General features: G+C 67.5%; 22 protein-coding genes. 15 read left to right on the forward strand and 7 right to left on the reverse strand.

Features of this window, described 5'->3' with window-relative positions; all coding sequences use genetic code 11:
* From IGS68_RS18465 to IGS68_RS18475, 3 genes are read left to right on the forward strand one after another with little or no spacing between them, the layout of a single operon-like run.
* Positions 1 to 561 (forward strand): CDP-alcohol phosphatidyltransferase family protein, encoded by a 561-nt coding sequence (locus IGS68_RS18465; RefSeq protein WP_201072421.1) that lies wholly within the window; start codon positions 1 to 3, stop codon positions 559 to 561.
* The gene (locus IGS68_RS18470; protein WP_201072423.1) at positions 558 to 1646 is read left to right on the forward strand and encodes an AI-2E family transporter; all 1089 of its coding nucleotides are present in this window, start codon (positions 558 to 560) and stop codon (positions 1644 to 1646) included. Before IGS68_RS18465 ends, IGS68_RS18470 begins: the two co-directional genes overlap by 4 nt.
* Positions 1643 to 2326, forward strand: coding sequence for an HdaA/DnaA family protein (locus IGS68_RS18475; RefSeq protein WP_371821790.1), 684 nt, complete (start codon positions 1643 to 1645; stop codon positions 2324 to 2326). Before IGS68_RS18470 ends, IGS68_RS18475 begins: the two co-directional genes overlap by 4 nt.
* 7 nt (positions 2327 to 2333) lie before the next feature.
* On the opposite strand, the gene mltG is transcribed toward IGS68_RS18475, so the two are convergent.
* From mltG to fabD, 5 genes are all read right to left on the reverse strand, one after another.
* Positions 2334 to 3326 (reverse strand): endolytic transglycosylase MltG, encoded by a 993-nt coding sequence (gene mltG, locus IGS68_RS18480; protein WP_201072425.1) that lies wholly within the window; start codon positions 3324 to 3326, stop codon positions 2334 to 2336.
* A gap of 7 nt (positions 3327 to 3333) precedes the next feature.
* Positions 3334 to 4599 (reverse strand): beta-ketoacyl-ACP synthase II, encoded by a 1266-nt coding sequence (gene fabF, locus IGS68_RS18485; RefSeq protein WP_201072427.1) that lies wholly within the window; start codon positions 4597 to 4599, stop codon positions 3334 to 3336.
* A gap of 122 nt (positions 4600 to 4721) precedes the next feature.
* Complete coding sequence (locus tag IGS68_RS18490) at positions 4722 to 4961, reverse strand: acyl carrier protein (RefSeq protein WP_158044532.1); 240 nt, start codon at positions 4959 to 4961, stop codon at positions 4722 to 4724.
* 177 nt (positions 4962 to 5138) lie between these two features.
* Entirely contained in the window at positions 5139 to 5876 is a 738-nt protein-coding gene (gene fabG, locus IGS68_RS18495) for a 3-oxoacyl-[acyl-carrier-protein] reductase (protein ID WP_201072429.1), read from the reverse strand.
* A 54-nt stretch (positions 5877 to 5930) separates the two neighbouring features.
* Positions 5931 to 6875, reverse strand: coding sequence for an ACP S-malonyltransferase (gene fabD / locus IGS68_RS18500; protein ID WP_201072431.1), 945 nt, complete (start codon positions 6873 to 6875; stop codon positions 5931 to 5933).
* Between the two features lie 353 nt (positions 6876 to 7228).
* Here fabD and rpsF point away from each other — a divergent pair, with 353 nt between their 5' ends.
* Genes rpsF through rplI form a run of 4 tightly spaced genes read left to right on the forward strand, consistent with a single transcriptional unit; the run spans position 7229 to position 9536 of the window.
* Complete coding sequence (rpsF, locus tag IGS68_RS18505; RefSeq protein WP_201072433.1) at positions 7229 to 7705, forward strand: 30S ribosomal protein S6; 477 nt, start codon at positions 7229 to 7231, stop codon at positions 7703 to 7705.
* Positions 7702 to 7968: a 30S ribosomal protein S18 gene (gene rpsR / locus IGS68_RS18510; protein ID WP_044425739.1), complete on the forward strand. Its 267-nt coding sequence runs from the start codon at positions 7702 to 7704 to the stop codon at positions 7966 to 7968. Before rpsF ends, rpsR begins: the two co-directional genes overlap by 4 nt.
* Positions 7969 to 8013: 45 nt before the next feature.
* A complete protein-coding gene (locus tag IGS68_RS18515; RefSeq protein ID WP_201072435.1) occupies positions 8014 to 8961 on the forward strand; it encodes a DUF2232 domain-containing protein in 948 nt (315 codons plus the stop codon).
* Positions 8962 to 8963: 2 nt separating this feature from the next.
* Positions 8964 to 9536 (forward strand): 50S ribosomal protein L9, encoded by a 573-nt coding sequence (gene rplI / locus IGS68_RS18520; protein ID WP_201072437.1) that lies wholly within the window; start codon positions 8964 to 8966, stop codon positions 9534 to 9536.
* A 99-nt stretch (positions 9537 to 9635) separates the two neighbouring features.
* On the opposite strand, the gene IGS68_RS18525 is transcribed toward rplI, so the two are convergent.
* Positions 9636 to 9821 (reverse strand): hypothetical protein, encoded by a 186-nt coding sequence (locus IGS68_RS18525; protein WP_201072438.1) that lies wholly within the window; start codon positions 9819 to 9821, stop codon positions 9636 to 9638.
* A gap of 144 nt (positions 9822 to 9965) precedes the next feature.
* A complete protein-coding gene (locus IGS68_RS18530; RefSeq protein ID WP_201072440.1) occupies positions 9966 to 10370 on the reverse strand; it encodes a hypothetical protein in 405 nt (134 codons plus the stop codon).
* A gap of 212 nt (positions 10371 to 10582) precedes the next feature.
* Here IGS68_RS18530 and IGS68_RS18535 point away from each other — a divergent pair, with 212 nt between their 5' ends.
* The 8 genes from IGS68_RS18535 (at position 10583) to IGS68_RS18570 (ending at position 19112) form a co-directional block, all read left to right on the forward strand.
* Complete coding sequence (locus tag IGS68_RS18535; RefSeq protein WP_247880963.1) at positions 10583 to 12094, forward strand: replicative DNA helicase; 1512 nt, start codon at positions 10583 to 10585, stop codon at positions 12092 to 12094.
* A gap of 258 nt (positions 12095 to 12352) precedes the next feature.
* Positions 12353 to 13126 (forward strand): MlaE family ABC transporter permease, encoded by a 774-nt coding sequence (locus tag IGS68_RS18540; RefSeq protein ID WP_201072444.1) that lies wholly within the window; start codon positions 12353 to 12355, stop codon positions 13124 to 13126.
* 5 nt (positions 13127 to 13131) lie between these two features.
* On the forward strand, positions 13132 to 13962 hold the full coding sequence (locus IGS68_RS18545) for an ABC transporter ATP-binding protein (protein ID WP_201072454.1): 831 nt from the start codon (positions 13132 to 13134) through the stop codon (positions 13960 to 13962).
* A 212-nt stretch (positions 13963 to 14174) separates the two neighbouring features.
* Positions 14175 to 15584 carry a DNA repair protein RadA gene (radA, locus tag IGS68_RS18550; protein ID WP_201072455.1) on the forward strand — a complete coding sequence of 470 codons (1410 nt, stop codon included), beginning with the start codon at positions 14175 to 14177 and terminating at the stop codon, positions 15582 to 15584.
* Positions 15585 to 15625: 41 nt separating this feature from the next.
* Entirely contained in the window at positions 15626 to 16333 is a 708-nt protein-coding gene (locus IGS68_RS18555) for a CvpA family protein (protein ID WP_201072457.1), read from the forward strand.
* A gap of 41 nt (positions 16334 to 16374) precedes the next feature.
* Positions 16375 to 17832 carry an amidophosphoribosyltransferase gene (purF, locus tag IGS68_RS18560; protein WP_201072459.1) on the forward strand — a complete coding sequence of 486 codons (1458 nt, stop codon included), beginning with the start codon at positions 16375 to 16377 and terminating at the stop codon, positions 17830 to 17832.
* Positions 17833 to 17867: 35 nt separating this feature from the next.
* Entirely contained in the window at positions 17868 to 18575 is a 708-nt protein-coding gene (locus tag IGS68_RS18565; RefSeq protein ID WP_201072461.1) for an SDR family NAD(P)-dependent oxidoreductase, read from the forward strand.
* Positions 18576 to 18605: 30 nt separating this feature from the next.
* Positions 18606 to 19112, forward strand: a complete 507-nt coding sequence (locus IGS68_RS18570; RefSeq protein WP_201072463.1) for an arsinothricin resistance N-acetyltransferase ArsN1 family A — start codon at positions 18606 to 18608, stop codon at positions 19110 to 19112.
* Positions 19113 to 19164: the final 52 nt, after the last annotated feature.

Raw genomic sequence — 19164 nt, forward strand, 5'->3', positions numbered from 1 at the left:
ATGAGCATCCCCAACATCATCACCATGGGGCGCCTGCTGTCGGTGCCCCTGGCGGTGTGGCTCATCCTGGACGGCGAGCTGTTCTGGGCGTTCTGGCTGTTCGTCGCCGCTGGCGTGTCCGACGCTGTGGACGGCTTCATCGCGCGGACCTTCCGGGCGCGCACCATGCTGGGCGGCTACCTGGATCCGCTGGCCGACAAGGCGCTGCTGGTCAGCGTCTATCTGGCGCTCGGCCACACCGGCTACCTTCCCCTTTGGCTTGTGATCCTGGTCGTGTTTCGCGATATCCTGATCGTCGGCGGCGTGCTGCTGCTCTACACGCTCAAGGAGTCGTTCGCGATGCAGCCGTCCTTCATCAGCAAGGTCAACACGACCATGCAGATCGCCCTGGCCGCCCTCGTCCTGTCCACGTCGGGGCTGGGACTGACCGAGCCGCCGGTGGACCTGGCCTGGATCACGCCGATCATGACCTGGGTCGTGGCCGTGACCACCACTTGGTCGGGTCTGGGCTACGTGGTGACGGGAAGCCGGCTGCTCAGCCGGCTCGGCGGCACGAAATGAGCCGGCGGCGCCAGCGCCGCTTCTGGCTGATCGCGGCGCTCGTCACGATCGCCATGCTCTACGTGCTGCGCGACATGCTGCTTCCCTTCGTGGCCGGCATGGCGATCGCCTATTTCCTCGACCCGGTCGCCGATCGCTTGGAGCGGATGGGAACGCCGCGCTGGCTCGCGACGACCGGCGTCCTGCTGTTCTTCCTGTTCTGCCTGATCCTGGCGCTGCTGCTGCTGGTCCCGCTGATCCAGTCGCAGGTGGTCCAGCTGGTCGAGACCTTGCCGCGCATCGTCGCCTGGGTGAACGATACGGCGATCCCAACCGTCGAGCGCCTGCTGACCCAGCTGTCGCCCGAGGACCTGGAGCGGCTGCGCACCGCCGCCGGCTCCTATGCCGGGGAGGTGGTCGGCTGGCTCGCCGCCGTCCTGCGGTCGATCGTGACCGGCGGGGTCGCCCTGTTCGACGTGCTGACCCTGCTGTTCATCACGCCCATCGTCGCCTTCTACCTGCTGCGCGACTGGGACGTGATGATCGGCACCATCCACGGCTGGCTTCCCCGGCAGCATGCCGCGACGGTCCTGGACCAGGTCAACGAGATCGACAGGACGCTGGCCGGGTTCGTCCGCGGGCAGGCCACCGTCTGCCTCGTGCTCGGGCTGTTCTACGGGGTCGCCCTGTCGCTTTTCGGGCTGAATTTCGGCCTGGTGGTCGGGTCGGTCGCCGGGCTGCTGTCGTTCATCCCCTATGTGGGGTCGCTGGTCGGATTCGTATCGAGCGTCGGGATCGCGCTGGTCCAGTACGACACCTGGACGCCGGTCGCCGTCGTGGTCGCCATCTTCCTGGTCGGGCAGGCCGTGGAGGGCAACTTCCTCACGCCCAAGCTGGTCGGCGACAAGGTCGGGCTGCACCCGGTCTGGGTGATGTTCGCGCTGCTGGCGGGCGGCAGCCTGTTCGGCTTCGTCGGCGTGCTGATGGCCGTGCCGGTCGCGGCGGTGATCGGCGTTCTCACCCGATTCGCGCTCCAGCAGTATCTCTCCAGCTCCTACTATTCGGGTCCGGAGTCCGGAACCGTGGACGAGGCCTGGCGGCCGTGACCGGGACCCCGGCGCAGCTCCCCCTGGATCTGGGCCACCGGCCGGCGATGGGAGCGGACGACTTCCTGGTGGCGCCCAGCAACGAGGCGGCGGTCGCCTGGCTCGACCTGTGGCCCAACTGGCCGGCGCCCGCGCTGGTGATCTTCGGGCCGGCCGGATGCGGCAAGACCCATCTGGCCCAGGTGTGGCGCGCCCGCACCCAGGCGCCCCGGGTCGAGCCCGGCGACCTCCGGATCGAGAGCCTGCCGAGACTGCTGGACGAAGCCGCGGCCGTGGTGATCGACAATGCCGACAGGGGCACCGGCGACGCGCGGACAGAACGCGCGCTGTTCCATCTTTACAATCTGGCGCGGGAAACCGGCGGGCATCTGCTCCTGACATCGGAGTCGGCACCCGCGCACTGGGGTATCAAGCTGCCGGACTTGCGGTCGCGGTTGATGGCGGCTCCCGCGGTCGCCGTGGGCGCGCCGGACGACGCTCTCCTGGCGGCGATCCTGGTCAAGCTGTTCGCCGACCGCCAACTCCGCGTCGGCGGCGACGTGATCCGCTTCCTGGTGACCCACATGGAGCGATCGTTCGATGCCGCCCGACGCCTCGTCGCCGACCTGGACGCGGCGGCCCTGGCCGCGCGCCGGCGAATCACCGTGCCGCTGGCCCGGCGAGTGCTCGCCAAGTCCTGACCGGAGGCTACTCCGCGGCGTCGTCGCCCTGCCGCTTCATGACCTCGCGCCATCGGGTGACGTTGCGGTTGTGCTCCGCCAGCGTCTTCGCGAAGGCGTGCCCGCCCGTCCCATCGGCGACGAAATAGACATAATCATGCTGCTCCGGGTTCATGACGGCCTCCAGCGAGGCCTTGCCCGGATTGGCGATCGGCGACGGCGGCAGGCCGTCCACCACGTAGGTGTTATAAGGCGATTCGACCTTCCAGTCGGCCCGCGTCAGCGCGCGCCCGAGGGTCCCGTCGCCCTGGGTCAGCGCATAGACCACCGTGGGATCGGACTGGAGCCGCATGTTGGCAAGCAACCGGTTGACGAAGACGCCGGCGACCCTGGCCCGCTCCTGCGGCACGCTCGTCTCCTTCTCGACGATCGACGCCAGGACCAGCGCCTGCTCGGGGCTGTCCAGGGGCAGCGACAGGGAGCGTTTGTCCCACGCCGCCTTCAAGGCCGATTGCATGGCGGTCTGCATCCGCTTCAGCATGTCGGCGCGGCCGTCGCCCCAGGAGTAATGGTATGTTTCCGGCAGCAGGGTGCCCTCCGCCGGATCGGACGTGATCTCGCCGGAAAGCGACGGATCGTCGCGCAGCAGGGTCACCACCTGCGACGAGGTCAGACCCTCGGGCACCGTAAAGCGCCGGACCACTGTCTTGCCGCTCTGCAGGATGCGCAGGGCTTCGGCGATGCTGACATGGGCGGGAAAGGCGTATTCACCGGCCTTCAAGGCCCGGTTGGCGCCCGTGATCTTGGCGGCGGCCACGAAGGCCAGCGGCGTATCCACGACGCCGGCCTCGGTCAGGGATGCGCTGATCGCATCCAGTCCGCTGCCGCGCGGGATCACGACGGCGCTGTCGGCCTCGAGGGGCCCAGCGCGATTGACGAGGTGGAAACCCCACAGCGCCGCGCCGGCGACCATGCCGATGACGACGACCGCCGCGATCGCGACCCGGCCGGCAAGACGCATGGCAAACCTACTTGTATTCCTTGAAGACCAGGGAGGCGTTGGTGCCGCCGAACCCGAAGGAATTCGACAAGGCTGCCTTCACCCGCTTCTCCTTGGCCTGCTTCGGCACCAGGTCGACGCCGAGGCAGCTGTCGGACGGGTCTTCCAGGTTCAGCGTCGGCGGGACCACGCCGTCGTTGATCGCCTTGATCGAGAAGATCGCCTCGACAGCGCCGGCGGCGCCCAGCAGGTGGCCGATCGCCGACTTGGTGGACGACATCGAGACCGTCTCGATCGCGGGGCCGAACAGCCGCTTGACCGCGCCCAGTTCGATCTCGTCGCCGAGCGGCGTGGAGGTGCCGTGGGCATTGACGTAATCGATCTCGGACGGATCGATGCCGGCGCGCTTGAGCGCGTTCCGCATCGACCGGAAGCCGCCGTTGCCGTCCTCCGGCGGGGAGGTGATGTGGTAGGCGTCGCCCGACAGGCCGTAGCCGGTCACCTCGGCATAGATCTTGGCGCCGCGCCGCTTGGCGTGCTCCAGCTCCTCGAGCACGAGGACGCCGGCGCCCTCGCCCATCACGAAGCCGTCGCGGCCCTTGTCGTAGGGGCGCGACGCTTCCGTCGGGCGGTCGTTGTAGCCGGTCGACAGCGCGCGGGCCGCCGCGAAGCCGGCGATCCCGAGTCGGCTGACCGCCGCCTCGGTGCCGCCTGCCAGCATGACGTCGGCGTCTTCCCACATGATCAGGCGCGCGGCGTCGCCGATGGCGTGCGCGCCGGTCGAGCAGGCGGTGACGGCCGAATGGTTAGGGCCCTTGAAGCCGTACATGATCGAGACGTGGCCGGAGGCCAGGTTGATCAGGCTGGCGGGGATGAAGAAGGGGGAGATCCGGCGCGGCCCCTTCTCGTGAAGGGTGATGGACCCGTCATAGATGCCGATCAGGCCGCCGATGCCGGACCCGATCATGACGCCGGTGGCCTCGCGCTGCTCGTCGGTCTGCGGCTGCCAGCCGCTGTCGGCGACGGCTTCGCGGGCGGCGGCGATCGCCAGGACGATGAACTCGTCCATCTTGCGCTGGTCCTTGGACGACACGTGGTCGTCCGCGTTGAACAGACCCTCGGCGGTCGGTCCGCGCGGCACCTGCCCGGCGATCTTGGCCGGCAGGTCGGAAACGTCGAAAGACGTGATGGCGCGCAGGCCGGACTCGCCCTTGATGAGACGTTCCCAGTTGTTCTGAACGCCGACCCCGAGGGGCGACACCATCCCGAGACCGGTTACGACGACACGTCTCATGATCAATCCTGAACTGCTCGTGGCTTGGAAAGCCGATGCCTCGGCAAGGCCGGGGGATGAACGGCGGGGGCTTCGGTCGGCCAGGTCTCCGACCTGGCCGTGCCCCTGCTCAGTACCGGGGCTCAGGCCGCGGCATTCGCCTTGATGAAATCGATCGCGTCCTTGACGGTCAGGATCTTTTCGGCGGCGTCGTCGGGGATCTCGCACCCGAACTCCTCTTCGAACGCCATGACCAGCTCGACCGTGTCCAGGCTGTCGGCGCCCAGATCGTCGATGAAGCTGGCATTCTCGGTGACCTTGGACTCTTCGACGCCCAAGTGTTCGATGACGATCTTCTTCACGCGATCGGCGATGTCACTCATCTTTACAAACCTTCCCAAATCTTTCGTTTGATTGGGGTGAGCCCCGACGTCTGGACACCAGATATTATCGGCCCAACCCGTTAGTGTCGGCCCCATGAAAAGTGCCGTCACATAACACACTTGAACGGGGTTGACCAGCGTCCCCGCTGGCAACCGGTGCGGCCCCGCCATGTTCCCCTAGATCATGGCCATGCCGCCGTTGATATGCAATGTCTGCCCCGTGACGTAGCCGGCCTGCTCGCTGGCCAGGTAGACGACGCCGGCGGCGATGTCGCCCGGATCGCCCAGCCGGCCGGCCGGAACGGCGCCCGTCAGCTTCTGCTTCTGCTCGTCGGGCAGCACGTCGGTCATCGCGGTCGCGATGAAGCCCGGGGCCACGCAGTTGACGGTGATGTTGCGCGACGCGACCTCGGCGGCCAGCGCCTTGGACATGCCGATCATGCCGGCCTTGCTGGCCGCATAGTTGGCCTGCCCCGGGTTGCCGGTGACGCCGACGATCGAGGTGATCCCGATGATGCGGCCCCAGCGGCGCTTCATCATGCCGCGCAGGACGGCGCGCGACAGCCGGAAGCTTGCCGTCAGGTTGACGTCCAGCACCAGCTGCCATTCCTCGTCCTTCATCCGCATGGCCAGGCCGTCGCGGGTCAGTCCCGCATTGTTGACCAGGATGTCGACCTGCCCCATGGCGGTCTCGGCGTTCTTGACCAGCGCCTCGGTGGCCGCGGTGTCGCCGAGGTTGGCCGGCACCACGAAGGCCCGCCCGCCCAGCTCCGCCGCCAGCGCTTCCAGCGCCTCGACCTTGGTGCCGGACAGGGCGACCGACGCCCCCTGGGCATGCAGGGCCCGCGCGATGGCGGCCCCGATTCCGCCGGAAGCGCCGGTCACCAGCGCGGATTTACCCGTCAGATCGAACATCGATGGCCTCGAAGTTAACGTGCGGCACGAAGCGGCGATAGGAGTTGAAGGACCTTAGGACACGGTCTTGATGAAGGTCTCGATGTCGGCCGGCCCCTGGACCGACAGGCCGGAGACTTCCCGGTCGATGCGCTTGGCGAGGCCGCTCAGCACCTTGCCCGAACCCAGCTCGACCAGCGTATCGACCCCCTGCCCCTTCATGAACAGGACGCTCTCGCGCCAGCGCACCAGGCCGGTCACCTGGTCGACCAGCAGGCGCCGGATCTGGTCGGGGCCGACCACCGCCTCGGCCGTCACGTTGGCGACGACGGGGACCACCGGGCCGCGCAGCTCGACGTTGGCGAGCGCCTCCGCCATGGCCTCGGCGGCCGGCGCCATCAGCTCGCAGTGGAACGGCGCGCTGACCGGCAGCAGGATGGACCGCTTGGCACCCCGGCCCGCCGCGATCGAGATCGCCCGCTCGACCGCCGCGCGGTGGCCGCTGACGACGACCTGTCCGGGAGCGTTGTCGTTGGCCGCGGAACAGACCTCGCCCTGCGCCGCCTCGGCCGCGACTTCCTGCGCCGCGGCGAGATCGAGGCCGAGCAGCGCCGCCATGGCGCCCTCGCCCACCGGCACGGCCTTCTGCATGGCCTGGCCGCGCAGCTTCAGCAGGCGCGCGGTATCGGGGAGGCTGAAGGTGCCAGCGGCAGCCAGCGCCGAGTATTCGCCGAGCGAGTGGCCGGCGACGAAGGCCGCGTGCTTGTGCAGTTCGACCCCGCCTTCGCGTTCCAGCACGCGCAGGACGGCCATGCTGACCGCCATCAGCGCCGGCTGCGCGTTCTCGGTCAGGGTCAGGTCGCCCTCGGGGCCGTCGAACATCAGGCGGGACAGGTTCTGTTGCAGCGCCTCGTCCACCTCCTCGAAGGTGTGACGGGCGACCGGGAAGGCATCGGCCAGTTCCCGGCCCATGCCGACCGCCTGACTGCCCTGGCCCGGAAAGACGAATGCGCGCGTCATCACTGTACCCGTATAATTGAAAGGCGCCCTCGGGAGGCGCCAAAATGGCCGATAGTCATACCGCCTGCCGGAATGAAGTCAAGGCCGGCCGGAACCGAGGCGCCGACGGTTTCGCCGCCGACCGTATGCTGCATTGCACTTGAATCGGCCCGGACACCACGCCCCGGAGCGAAGATGCCGCGGCGGCCGGTTGTCAAGCTTATTCGCTTGCTCCGCGGGCGCGGGTGTGTATAGTGCGCCGCTTCCAAAGCTCCTTGCCGGCGCACGCCAAGCGTCCGGCTAGGCCCGGGCGGCTGATTCCGGCATTTCGCCGGACCGCAGCGCCGGACCGTTAACAGCCATGGGGAGACCAAATGGCGAATTACGAGTGCGTGTTCATTGCACGCCAGGACATCTCGTCCGCGCAGGTCGAGCAACTGACCGAGACCTTCTCGAACATCATCCGCGAGAACGGTGGCGAGGTGGCCAAGACCGAGCAGTGGGGTCTGAAGACCCTCACCTACAAGATCAAGAAGAACCGCAAGGGCCACTACGTCCTGTTCAATCTTGTCGCCCCCGCCCCGGCCGTCGCCGAGATGGAGCGCAACATGAGCATCAGCGAGGACGTGCTGCGCTACATGACGGTTCGCGTCGACGAGCTGGAGCCCGGCCCGTCCGCCATGATGCAGAGCCGCAACGAGCGGAGCGAGCGTGGCGACCGCGGTGATCGTGGCGACCGCGGCGGCCGCCGCTTCGACGGCGATCGTGGTGACCGCGGCGATCGTGGTGACCGCGGCGACCGCGGCCCCCGTCCTCCCCGCCGCACTGAATTCGAAGGAGAGCAGGCATGAGTGCCGCACCGTCCGCTGGCGGCCGCTCGGGTGGCGGTCCGCGTCGTCCGTTCTTCCGCCGCCGCAAGACCTGCCCGTTCTCGGGTCCGAACGCTCCGGCGATCGACTACAAGGACATCAAGCTGCTCTCGCGCTTTATTTCCGAGCGCGGCAAGATCGTGCCGAGCCGCATCACCGCGGTTTCCACCAAGAAGCAGCGCGAACTGGCACGGGCCATCAAGCGCGCCCGCTTCCTGGCGCTGCTGCCGTACGTGGTGAAGTAAGCACCCGGGGAACCGGGCCGGCTTGAGGGGGAGTGGAGCGGCGCCATGCATAATGCCCTGCTGATGGCGATCGGCGGTGGCGTGCTCAGCGCGCTGCTTTACCTTTCGGTGATGGCCGGCGGACTCGGCACGGTGATCCTGGCCTACCTGGGGCCTCTGCCGCTGCTGATGGTGGGGCTGGGGCTGGGACTGCGGTCGTTCCTGATCGCCGGCACCGTCGCCGTCCTGGCGGTCGCCGTCGTCGGCGGTCCGCTCTTCGGCCTGTCCTACGGACTGGCGAACGCGGTCGTGGTGGCGGTGATCGTCCGGCAGTCGCTGCTGGCCAGGACCGCTCCCGACGGCACGCTGGAATGGTATCCGCCGGGGCTGCTGCTGGTGGTCCTGACCGGGCTGGGACTGGTGGGATTGCTTCTGGCGGCGCTTCTGACGCTCGGGGATCCGGGCGGTCTGGAAGGGTCGGTCCGGCAGTTCCTGAGCATCGCGTTCGGCGACGCCGCGGCCGGCACCGCCGGCGCGGAGGAACCGCTGAGCGAGCTTATCGATGGGTTCGCCCAGGTGTTCCCCGGCATGGTGGTGGTCTCGTGGCTCACGATGGCGATCATCAACGCGGCGCTGGCGCAAGGCGTCCTGATGCGGTTCGGCCGCAACCTCCGTCCCGCGATGCGGGTCGCGGAGGTCGAGCTGCCGAACTGGACCCCGATGCTTCTGGCGGCCGCCGGCGTCCTGGCCCTGCTGGGCGGCGAAGGGCAGCTGGGATACCTGGCGCTGAACGCGGCGATCGTGCTGCTGGTACCGTTCTTCTTCGCCGGACTGGCCGTGGTTCACGCCTTTGCCGGCGGGCGGCAGGCCCGGACCCTGCTGCTGATGGTGTTTTACTTCTTTTTGCTGGTGTCCGGCTGGCCGATCGCCATGGTCGTCGGCCTTGGTGTCATTGAGCAATGGGCCGGGCTGCGCCGGCGGTTCTCCCGGACCGGCCCGGATCAGGAGAGTTAGTCATGGATATCATTCTGTTGGAGCGGGTCGAGAAGCTCGGCCAGATGGGTCAGGTCGTCAAGGTTCGGCCCGGCTATGCGCGCAACTTCCTGCTGCCGCAGAAGAAGGCCCTGCGCGCGACGAAGGCGAACCTTGCCTTCTTCGAGACGCAGAAGGCCCAGCTCGAGGCGCAGAACCTGGAGCGCCGCAAGGATGCCGAGGAAGTGGCCGGCAAGATGAAGGGCTTGGCCGTCGTCATCACCCGACAGGCTGCCGAATCGGGCATGCTGTACGGTTCGGTCAACGGCCGGGACATCGCCGAGGCGGTGACCGCCAACGGCTTCACCGTCGAGCGTAATCAGGTCGCCATCAGCGACCCGATCAAGAGCCTGGGCCTGTTCGACGTCCGCGTCATCCTCCACCCGGAGGTGAGCGTAAACGTCAAGGTGAACGTCGCCCGTTCGCTGGAAGAGGCCGAAATGCAGGCCCAGCGCGGCGGCATGATCACCGCGGCCGATCTGCTGGCCGACGAGGAAGAGGCCGAGGCGGCCGCAGCCGCCGCGGCCGGCGAGGAAGAGGACACCGACAACGCCTGATCGGCGTCGTCGGAGAATCCGTCGCTCCCACGCGAAAGCGCGCCGGCTGTGGCAGCCGGCGCGCTTTTGGTGTTTCGGGGAACTTCTCGAGGGGCGCGGTCAGCCGTGCGTAAGCGTCTTCATCTCGCGCGTGAACGCGGAGTTCGAACCGGCTTCGCCGGAGATCTCGGAACCGGTGAAGTTCAGCATGACCGAGCCCAGCACGATGCCGATGATCAGGCCTGCCGCCGCCCCGATATGGCCGGCGGTGTCGTTTCCGTCCTCATTCTGCTCACGATACTGCATCGGATCCTCTCAACAACTGCCCCGTCCAACAGGCTATCCGGACAGTTGTTGCGGCAAGCCTAACGCTTGGCCGACCTCGTGCAGCGGCGGGTAAGCGGAATGCACACCCCGGGCGGCGGAACGCCGCCCTTCCAGGCAATACCCTCAGTAATATCCGTAGGAACGCGCCTCGACGTCGCGTTCCATGTCGCGCCAGGCGGCATCCTCCGGATCGGTCTCGAAATCCTCAACCACCTCCTCCATGTCGTAGTCCGACCACCGCAGCACGGAGATCATGAACTCGACCTGGTCGGGCCGAAGCCCCACCTTGCGCGCCATTTCCGGGGTGTCGCGCCCTTCCCGGACATACTGGACGAGATTGCGGACCCGACGAAAGACATCCTCCTCCGCCTCGGGGTCGTAGGCGAAGACGTCCAGGAACTTGCGGGTCCAGATCCCGTCGCTCTCGAACCCGGTCGGAAGCCGCACCTCGTGCCGGTCGGCCACCAGCCGGGCCAACTCCACCTGAGCCGCCGTCGGGCGGCTATCGCCGTCGGATTTCCGGGCCACTCAACCAATCCTTCCTTAACGCGGGCGATGGCATGGTTAATACACCCATGCCTCAAGGCATAATCGCATCCGGAAATCCTCATGGCGAGAGCTAATTTCCGCCATCTTCACAGCCTGTGGATAACTTCCCTCGCCGGGTTCCACAAGCTATCCACAGCCGCGGCGTCTATCTCGGCCGGGCGTGCTCTGCTAGTCTCCCCGACATGGAAACGATGACCACAGATCCTCGCGCCGCCCGCCCCGCGGATGCTGCCGGACGACGCCCCAGCTACCGAATCACCCCGCACAACGCCGAGGCTGAACAGAGCCTGCTGGGCGCCATCCTGACCAACAACAAGGCCTACGAGAAGGTCGGCGAGTTCCTGAAGCCGGAGCATTTCTACGATCCGGTCCACAGCCGAATCTTCGAGACGATCCATACCCTGGTCCAGCGCGGCGAGGTCGCCGACCCGATCACGCTGAAGCGCTATTTCGAAGGCGATCCGGCGCTCGAGAGCGTCGGCGGCGTCGGCTACCTGGCCGAGCTGGCCGGCAGCGTGGTCTCGGTGGTCAATTCCGAGCATTACGGCCGAATCATCCACGACATGTACCTCCGCCGCCAGCTCATCGACATGGGCGAGGACATGGTCAACGAGGCCTACAGCCATAACCTCGAAGGGGCGGCGCTCGAGCAGATCGAGGGGGCGGAGAAGAAGCTCTTCGACCTGGCGACCACCGGCGACATCCAGGGGGGCTTCCAGCCGTTCAGCCAGTCCCTCCGAGTCGCCATCGAGATGGCGGAGGAGGCGTTCAAGCGGGACAGCCAGGTCACCGGCGTCACCACCGGCCTGATCGACCTGGACCGCAAACTGGGCGGCCTCCATCCCAGCGACCTGCTGATCCTCGCCGGACGTCCGTCCATGGGCAAGACCGCGCTCGCCACCAACATCGCCTTCGCCGCGGCGAAGGCCCACCTGCGCACCGACGGCAAGGAGGGCGCCGGAGTCGCCTTCTTCTCGCTGGAAATGTCGGCCGAGCAGCTGGCCACCCGTATCCTGGCGGACGAGGCGCAGGTCGCCTCGGAGAAGATCCGGCGCGGCGACCTGAAGCCGGAGGATTTCCAGCGCTTCTCCGAAGCCAGCAGCATCCTGTCGCGCGTTCCCTTCTATGTGGACGACACGCCGGCGCTGAGCATCGCGGCGGTCCGTACCCGGTCGCGCCGGCTGGCGCGCACGTCGGGAGGCCTCGGGCTGATCGTGGTCGACTACCTTCAGCTGCTGCGCGGTTCCGGAGGCAAGGGCAACGAGAACCGGGTTCAGGAAATCTCCGAAATCACCCGCGGCCTGAAGGCCATCGCCAAGGAGCTGGACGTCCCGGTGATGGCCCTGTCCCAGCTGTCCCGCGCCGTCGAGCAGCGCGAGGATAAGCGGCCCCAGCTGTCCGACCTGCGTGAATCCGGCTCGATCGAGCAGGACGCCGACGTGGTCATGTTCGTCTTCCGCGAGCAGTACTACCTGGAACGCGCCGAGCCGAGCCGGCGGCCCGACGAGGCCGACGACAAGTTCAACGACCGCTATCAACGCTGGCAGCAGCGGCTGGGCGAGGTCCACAACACCGGCGAAGTCATCATCGCCAAGCAGCGCCACGGGCCCATCGGCACGGTCCGCCTGTTCTTCGACGGCCAGTACACCAAGTTCGGCGACCTGGACCAGAGCCACCCGGGCGGCGGCGGCGACTACGAGTGAGGGAAATCGGGGGCGCGGCCGGACGGTCCGCCCCCATCCCCCTATGGGCACCTGCGGGCGCCCCTGCCGTTGACAGTGTTATGACGGTTGGCTAGGGTGCGCCGCACAAGGTTGCGCGCTGAGGTGAAGTTGCAACGGCACCAGCGGTTTAGGTGTGTGGTTTCAGCCGTTCCCTCAACGCGTCCGGCCCGAGTGTCATGCCCGGCACGGGGCACGGGTGAGCGGGAGCGCCGCCCGCTAGGTTGCCACGGGGGATAAATGGGCTTCCTGACCACGACCGGCCGCGCCTTCCTGGTTTTTCTGGAGGCGACCGGCCGGCTGATGCTGTTTACCGGCGTCGCCGTCTCGCACTGCTTCCGGCCGCCGTTCTATCTGCGCCTGATCGGGCGGCAGATGATCGACATCGGCTATTATTCGCTGCCGGTCGTCGGGCTGACCGCCCTGTTCACCGGCATGGTCCTGGCCTTGCAGAGCTATACAGGCTTCGCCCGCTTCCAGGCGGAAGGCGCCGTGGCGACCGTGGTCGTACTCTCCGTCACGCGCGAGCTGGGGCCGGTGCTCGCCGGCCTCATGGTAGCCGGCCGCATCGGCGCCTCGATGGCTGCCGAGATCGGGACGATGCGGGTGACCGAGCAGGTCGACGCGCTGTCCACGCTGGCGACCAACCCCTTCAAGTACCTGGTGGTGCCCCGCCTCGTCGCGGGACTCACGATGCTGCCCCTGCTGGTCGTCGTCGCCGACATCATCGGCGTCTTCGGCGGGTTTCTGATCGGCGTCTACCGGCTCGACTTCAACCCGGCCGCCTATATCGGCCGCACCTGGGAATACCTGGTGCCGATGGACGTCATCTCCGGTTTGGTCAAGGCGGCGGTCTTCGGATTCGTGATCGCGCTGATGGGCTGCTACCATGGCTATCAGTCGCGCGGCGGTGCCCAGGGCGTGGGCGCCGCGACGACCAACGCGGTCGTGTCTTCCTCCATCCTGATCCTGGTGTTCAATTACCTGATCACCGGCCTGTTCTTTTCGCGATGAGCGCCATGACACATACCGCAGTGGGGAAGCCGGCCGACGCGGCGCCCGGGGCCCGGGCCGAGGCCGGGACGCCGAAGCTGAAGCTGTCCGGCCTCCACAAGTCCTTCGGCAGCAAGCATGTGCTGAACGGCCTCGACCTGGAAGTCGGACGCGCGGAATCGCTGGTGGTGATCGGCGGGTCGGGCACCGGCAAATCGGTGATGCTGAAATGCGCGCTGGGCCTGATGCATCCCGACAGCGGCTCGATCAAGATCGACGGCGAGGAGACCGCCAACCTGCGCCCGCGCGACCGCGAGCGGGTGATGCGCAAGTTCGGCATGCTGTTCCAGGGCGCCGCCCTGTTCGACAGCCTGCCCGTGTGGGAGAACGTCGCCTTCGGGCTGATCCAGGGCGAGAAGATGTCCCGGGGCAAGGCGCGGGAGATCGCGGTCGAGAAGCTGTCCGCGGTCGGTCTCGCCCGGGAAGTAGCCGACCTGTTCCCCGCCGAACTGTCCGGCGGCATGCAGAAGCGCGTCGGCCTGGCCCGCGCGATCGCCACCCAGCCGGAAATCATCTTCTTCGACGAGCCGACCACCGGCCTCGACCCCATCATGGCCGACGTGATCAACGACCTGATCATCAAATGCGTCAAGGACCTGGGCGCCACCGCCCTGTCGATCACCCACGACATGGCGAGTGCGCGCAAGATCGCCGACCGGATCGCGATGATCTACAAGGGCAAGATCATCTGGAGCGGCCCGGTGTCGGAGATCGACAATTCGGGCAATCCCTATGTCGACCAGTTCATCCACGGACGTGCCGACGGGCCGATCCAGATGGAGGTCATGCAACCCTGACCCGCGATCCCGATCCTGGATCGGGCTCTGGTATTCCTGTTCTGTTCATCTTAAATAAACCCTGTTTCGATAAGCATCGAGCAATTTGAGGATTGTTCCCGGTCTGGGCACAGCCCGGGGGCAATGGCTCGCGCCGAATGTTTCCCATAGGTCGGAAAGTTCGCGCGTGCTATCCGTTGCCGCACCGCAAACACGTCGAGAACCCGGTTACATTGGCCCGTTCCAACACACGTTATGTCTGCCAGTCCTGCGGCGCCAGCTCTCCCAAGTGGAGCGGCAAGTGCGACGCATGCGGCGAGTGGAACACCCTGGTGGAGGAGGCGGTCCCGGAAAGCGCTCCCAAAGGCTTGGGCCGCACCGCCGGCACCGGCCGCCGGATCGACTTCGTCGACCTGAAGGGCGTTTCCGAAAAGGCCCCCAGGCGGATCACCGGCATCGCGGAATACGACCGCGTCTGCGGCGGCGGCATGGTTCCGGGTTCCGCGCTGCTGGTCGGCGGCGATCCCGGGATCGGCAAGTCCACCCTTCTGCTCCAAGTCGTGTGCAGCCTCGCCCGGAACCTCCGCTGCGCCTATATCTCCGGCGAGGAGGCGGTCGATCAAGTCAGGATGCGCGCCTCCCGGCTCGGCACCAGCGAGTCCGCGGTCGAACTGGCCGCCGCGACCAATGTGCGCGACATCGTCGCCTCGCTTGATGCCGCCGACGCCCCGGGCCTGTGCATCATCGACTCGATCCAGACCATGTATGTGGACACGCTGGACAGCGCGCCCGGCACCGTCGCCCAGGTCCGCGCCTCGGCCCAGGAGCTGATCCGCGTCGCCAAGCGGCGCGGCATCATCCTGGTGCTGGTCGGGCATGTCACCAAGGAAGGCACGATCGCGGGCCCGCGGGTGCTGGAGCATATGGTCGACACCGTGCTCTATTTCGAAGGAGAGCGCGGCCACCAGTTCCGAATCCTGCGCGCCGTCAAGAATCGCTTCGGCCCGACCGACGAGATCGGCGTGTTCGAGATGACGGACTCCGGCCTCACCGAAGTGTCGAACCCGTCCGAACTGTTCCTGGCCGAACGGCGGGGCGACGTGTCCGGCGCCTGCGTCTTCGCCGGGCTGGAGGGAACCCGTCCGGTGCTGGTCGAGATCCAGGCCCTGGTCGCCCCTTCCCCGCTCGGCACGCCGCGCCGCGCGGTGGTCGGCTGGGACAGCGGCAGGCTCGCCATGGTGCTCGCCGTGCTGGAGGCCCGCTGCGGCGTCGCGATCGGTGCCAACGACGTCTACCTGAACGTGGCCGGCGGCCTGCGGATCGGCGAGCCCGCCGCCGACCTGGCGGTCGCCGCGGCGCTGGTGTCGTCGCTGACCGGGGAGCCGGTGCCGGCCGACACGGTGGTGTTCGGCGAGATCGGGCTATCGGGCGAGATCCGGGCGGTCAGCCAGACCGACGTGCGCCTGAAGGAGGCCGCGAAGCTCGGCTTCGAGAAGTCCCTGATGCCGACCCAGCGCAGCCGGAAATCGGGCGGCCGGGGCGATGCCGGCATCCGCCGGATCGAACTGGCGCACCTGGAGGACCTGATCCCGATGTTCCAGGAACCCCGCGCCGCGGCGTCCGCCGGGCGGGGGCGCACCTGATGCCTCCCCTGACCCACCAGATGACGTGACGGATCCCCGACATGGACTCGACATCTATCAACCCGACCGATATCGCCGTCATCGTCATCCTGCTGCTGTCGGCCCTGCTGGCCTTCGCGCGCGGCCTGGTCCGCGAGGTGCTGTCGGTCGGCGCCTGGGTCGGCGCCGCCTTCGCGACCCTGTACCTGTTTCCCCATGTCCTCCCCCTGGTCCAGCAGATCGTCGCCAAGGACCTGATCGCCAAGGCCGTGGCCGGGCTGGGAGTGTTCGTCACCTCGCTGATCCTGCTGTCGATCGTCAGCCACCAGATCTCCAAAGGCGTCCGCGGTTCCGCGCTCAGTGCCGTGGACCGTTCGCTCGGGTTCGTTTTCGGTATCGCCCGGGGTGCCGTGATCGTCTGCCTTGCCTATATCTCGGTGAGCTGGGTCTTCCCGCCCACGGAACAGCCGCGTTGGCTGCGCGACGCGAGAACCATGCCGGTGATCCAGACCGGGGCCGAGATGCTGCGCAACCTGGTGCCCGGCCGGACCGGATCGGCGGTCGAGACGCAGTCAGCATCCGGTGCCGCCTCGGCCAGGGCGGCGGCCGACATGGCGACCCGCACGATCCAGGAGGAAGCCCTGAAGCGCCTGTCCACCCCCCGGCCGACGCCGGCCGCGGCGACGAACGCGGGTGCGCAGGCCCCCGAGTCGGGGTATAAAGACCGGGACCGAACCGAGCTCGACCGCCTGATCGAGACCAACCGCTGACAGCCTACCGTTCACAGACCCCGCGAAAGGGTTTAGCACCCATGTTGACGACCCATCCGTTCGATGACGACAAACTGCGCGAGGAGTGCGGTGTGTTCGGCGTCTACAACCACGGCGAGGCTGCTGCCGTCGCGGCGCTCGGTCTCCACGCGCTCCAGCACCGTGGGCAGGAGGCGGCGGGCATCGTCACCTTCGACGGAGAGCACTATCATATCCAGCATGCCATGGGGCAGGTCGGCGACAATTTCAGCTCGCAGTCGGTCATCGCCAAGCTGCGCGGCCATGCCGGGATCGGCCATGTCCGTTACGCCACCAGCGGCGACACGGTCCTGCGCAATGTCCAGCCGCTGTTCGCGGACTTCGAGTTCGGCGGGTTCGCCCTGGCGCACAACGGCAACCTCACCAATGCGCTGATGCTCCGGCGTCAGCTGGTCCGGCGCGGCTGCCTGTTCCAGTCGACCACCGACACGGAAGTGATCGTCCACCTGATGGCGACGGCCCGAAGCGGGTCGGTGATCGACCGCATGGTCGAGGCGCTCCGTCAGGTGGAAGGAGCCTACTCGCTGATCGCGCTGGCCAAGGACATGGTGATCGGCGTGCGCGACCCGCTGGGCGTCCGTCCGCTGGTCCTGGGCCGGGTGGGCGACAGCCACGTGCTGTGCAGCGAGACCTGCGCGCTCGACATCATCGGCGCCGACTTCGTCCGCGACGTGGAGCCGGGCGAGATGATCGTCCTGGACAGTTCCGGCGTCCACAGCCTGCGCCCCTTCCTGCCGCAACATCGCCGCTTCTGCATCTTCGAATACATCTATTTCGCCCGGCCCGACAGCGTGATGGAGGGCAATTCGGTCTACGAGGCGCGCAAGCGCATCGGCATGGAACTGGCGCGGGAGAGCGCGGTCGACGCCGACGTGGTCATCCCGGTGCCCGACAGCGGCGTGCCGGCGGCGATCGGCTACGCGGCGGAAAGCGGCATTCCCTTCGAGCTGGGCATCATCCGCAACCATTATGTGGGCCGCACCTTCATCGAGCCTACCGACCAGATCCGCAACCTGGGCGTCAAGCTGAAGCACAATGCCAACCGGCACATGATCGAGGGCAAGCGCGTCGTCCTGGTGGACGACAGCATCGTCCGCGGCACGACCTCGATCAAGATCATCGAGATGGTGCGCCGGGCCGGGGCGAGCGAGGTCCACATGCGGATCTCCAGCCCACCGACCAGCCATGCCTGCTTCTACGGCGTCGATACGCCGAAGAAGGAGAAGCTGCTCGCGCACAAATACTCGATCGACGAGATGGCCAAGTATATCGGTGCCGACAGCCTGGCCTTCATCTCGATCGATGGCCTGTACAAGGCGGTCAACGAGCCCGGCCGAAACAATGCCCGGCCGCAATATTGCGACGCCTGCTTCACCGGCGACTACCCGATCCCGCTGCTCGACCGCGACACGCCCGGCGAAACTTCCGAGATCACCTACCGCGCCGAAGCGCGCGGCTGATCCTCTCCGACTATCAGACCACGAGAACAGCCTTCATGTCCGAATCCCGACTGTCGAACCGCGTCGCCCTGATCACCGGCGCTTCCCGAGGCATCGGCGCCGCCGTGGCGGAACGCTTCGCCGCGGAGGGGGCCCACGTCATCCTCGCGGCCCGTACCGTCGGGGGACTGGAGGAGGTGGACGACCGGGTCCGTGCCAAGGGCGGCACGGCGACGCTGGTGCCGGTGGACCTGATGGACTTCGACAAGATCGACCAGCTCGGCCAGTCGATCTTCGAGCGGTTCGGCCGGCTGGACATCCTGGTCGGGAATGCGGCCATGCTGGGCGACCTCAGCCCGGTTTCGCACTATGCGCCGAAGACCTGGGAGAAGGTCTTCGCACTCAACGTCACGGCCAATTACCGGCTGATCCGAAGCCTCGACCGGCTCCTGCGCGGGTCGGATGCGGGCCGCGCAATGTTCGTGACCTCGGGCGTGGCCCGCAGCCCGGTGGCCTATTTCGGGGCCTATGCCGCGAGCAAGGCCGCGCTGGAGATGATGGTCAGGATGTATGCCCGGGAGGTGGCGCTCTCGCCGCTGAAGGTGAACCTGCTGGATCCCGGCGTGGTGCGGACCAAGATGCGGGCGCACGGCTTTCCCGGCGAGGACCCGATGATCCACCCCGCCCCGGAGGAGATCACGGACCGCTTCGTCGAACTGGCCGAACCCGCCTGCCAGGTGCATGGCGAGGTCGTTTCCGTCTGACCCAGGCTCCGCTCCCTCCCAGCCGCCGCCATGCTGACCCGCCCCGCCACGCCGGCCGATGCCGGTTCGATCACTGAAATCTACAACCAGGGCATCGCCGACCGGATCGGGACCTTCGAAACCGAACCCCGGACCGTCGAGCAGATCCGGGCCTGGTTCGAGGCGACCGGCCCGCTCGGGCCTTATCCCATCGTGGTGGTGGAAGACGGCGGCAAGGTCGTCGCCTTCGCCTCCACCTCGTCCTACCGGTCCCGGGCCTGCTACGGCGGCATCGCCGAGTTCTCGGTCTATGTCGCCCGGGGCGAACGCGGGCGGGGCGCCGGCCGCGCGGCGCTCGCCGGGCTGATCGAGGCGGCCCGCCATGCCGGCTACTGGAAGCTGGTGTCCCGCATCTTCACCGAGAACGGTGCCAGCCGCCGCGCCTGCGCCGCCGTGGGCTTCCGCGAAGTCGGGACATACCTGAAGCACGGCAGGCTGGACGGGATCTGGCGCGACGTCGTGATCGTCGAACGGCTGATCGAAGACAACCTGACCTGATCTGATCTTATCCGACCCGACCGGGCGACTGCGGCCGGGCGGCGGTACCGCC

It is taken from the genome of Skermanella sp. TT6 (assembly GCF_016653635.2).
GTDB classification, from domain to species: domain Bacteria; phylum Pseudomonadota; class Alphaproteobacteria; order Azospirillales; family Azospirillaceae; genus Skermanella; species Skermanella cutis.